General features: G+C 64.2%; 2 protein-coding genes. Both read right to left on the reverse strand.

The window, feature by feature from the left end; all coding sequences use genetic code 11:
- On the reverse strand, positions 1-1,064 hold a 1,064-nt coding region (locus EN932_RS35410), incomplete at its 3' end, for a saccharopine dehydrogenase family protein (protein WP_164890823.1).
- The gene (locus EN932_RS35415) at positions 1,061-1,561 is read right to left on the reverse strand and encodes an Lrp/AsnC family transcriptional regulator (RefSeq protein WP_024501775.1); all 501 of its coding nucleotides are present in this window, start codon (positions 1,559-1,561) and stop codon (positions 1,061-1,063) included. The genes EN932_RS35410 and EN932_RS35415, both read right to left, overlap by 4 nt.
- Positions 1,562-1,764 lie beyond the last annotated feature (203 nt).

The raw sequence follows: 1,764 nt of genomic DNA on the forward strand, positions 1-1,764 counted from the left end.
GGTCTGGTGATCTCGCCCCTCGCCAGCATCTGCGCCACGATGCTGGCGGGATAGCCGACGCCGAGGCTCATGCCGAACAGGCCGGAAACGAGATCGCGTTCGATGATCAGGTCCGACGTCACCGTCTTGGCGCGGCCGCCTTCGAGGCCGGAAAAGACATTGCGCATCACGCAAAGATCCTTTTCGCCGGGGCCGTATTGCAATTGCGGGCCGAGCAGCCGGCCAAGGAATTCGCGCGGGCTGTTGGAGGTGCCGGGCACCTTGTCCTCAGAGAGGAAACCGAGTTCCTTCAACGGCGCCCAGAAGGCCGACCATCCCGGCCAGCGCAGTGTGTAGCGGCCGGAGCGGCGCAGCCCTTTTGCGGCGTCCAGCATCTCGACATAGTGCAGCGCGTCGCCATTGGGGAAGGCTTCGAGCCTGCCGAGACCGGCAACCTCGATTTCATGGATGAACGGATTGTCGTGCTGCTGGCCGGCAGGCACCGCGACACGGTTCCCGTCCTCGATCATCACGCTGTCGCGGTTCTGGCTGACCAGGACCATGTCGAAATTCCAGCTCACCTTGTAGCACAGCGGCTTGGCCATCGCCTTCGGCTCGGGGATGCCGCCGCAATAGGAATCGATCGAAGAAATCGAGTCGAACTGCCTGGCGGCGCGCGCGTAGAGCACGAGGTCGATGCCGGGGTCGAGCCCGCATTCGGTCATAATCGAGATACCGGCCTGTTCGGCGGCCGGCGCCAGGTCGGCGATCGACTTGGCGTAATTGGTGGTGACCAGCGGCGTGCGCGTGGCAATCGCGGCCTTTACCGCCTCGCGCATCAGCGGCTGCGGCAACAGGTCGATGACGGCGTCGACATCATCAAGCACAGTGGCCAGGGCCTGGCCGATCGCGCCCTCAGGCACCACGAAGCGCACGCGGGCAAGATCGGTCAGGCCGGCAAGCCGGGCCGGGCCGTCCGCTGCGGTATCGACGCAGACGATTTCCTCGACGCCGTCGCTGGCGACGAGGTCGGTGATTGCCGCCCGGCCTTGCAAGCCGAGGCCGCCGAGAACCGCGATCTTCATGCCGGCTCCTTGCGGTCGTCCGACCAGCAGCCTTCCGGCAGGCTGACCCATTTGTTGCAGGACGCCATGACGACGAATGTCTCGCTGCGCACGACTTCGCCTGGCTCGCCGGCGCCGGGGATCAGCTCGCTGGTGACGCGGTAGAGATCGGCGACGTCACCGGCCACCGTCACGTCGACGATGATATCGAAGCGCCCGGTGACCACCGAGGCCGAGTTGACGAAGGGCAGTTCGGCAATGCGCTGCGCCAGTTCGCGGGCCCGGCCGCGCCCTTGGGCATTGATGCCGACAATGGCGGAGATCAGCTCGGGGCGCTCGGTCAGGTTCAGCAGCCCGACGATCTTGAGCAGGTTGCGGTCGAGCAGGTTGCGCAGCCGCGAGCGCACCGTCGGCACCGAAATCGCCAATATCTCGGCGATCCGGTTGATGCCCGGCTGGGCGTCCTGCGACAGCTGTTTGACCAGCCGCCGATCGGTCAGATCGAGATGTTCCCGCAAAGTCCCCGTCTTTCACAAAAGGAAAAAAGTTTGGCGATTTTTTTGCCAATGTGCAAACAAGCTACGTCACGAATATTTGAAAAGCAAGGCAATGATTCAGCGCTGATGGGGATAGGTGCTCGCTGTCCGGCTCACGCCAGCGCTGCCGCCAGCAATTTTGCCTGCGGCGTCAAATCGTCGAAGCGGCGGGCGCAGAGATTGAG

The organism is Mesorhizobium sp. M7A.F.Ca.US.002.01.1.1, assembly GCF_004022955.1.
Taxonomy (GTDB): domain Bacteria; phylum Pseudomonadota; class Alphaproteobacteria; order Rhizobiales; family Rhizobiaceae; genus Mesorhizobium; species Mesorhizobium ciceri.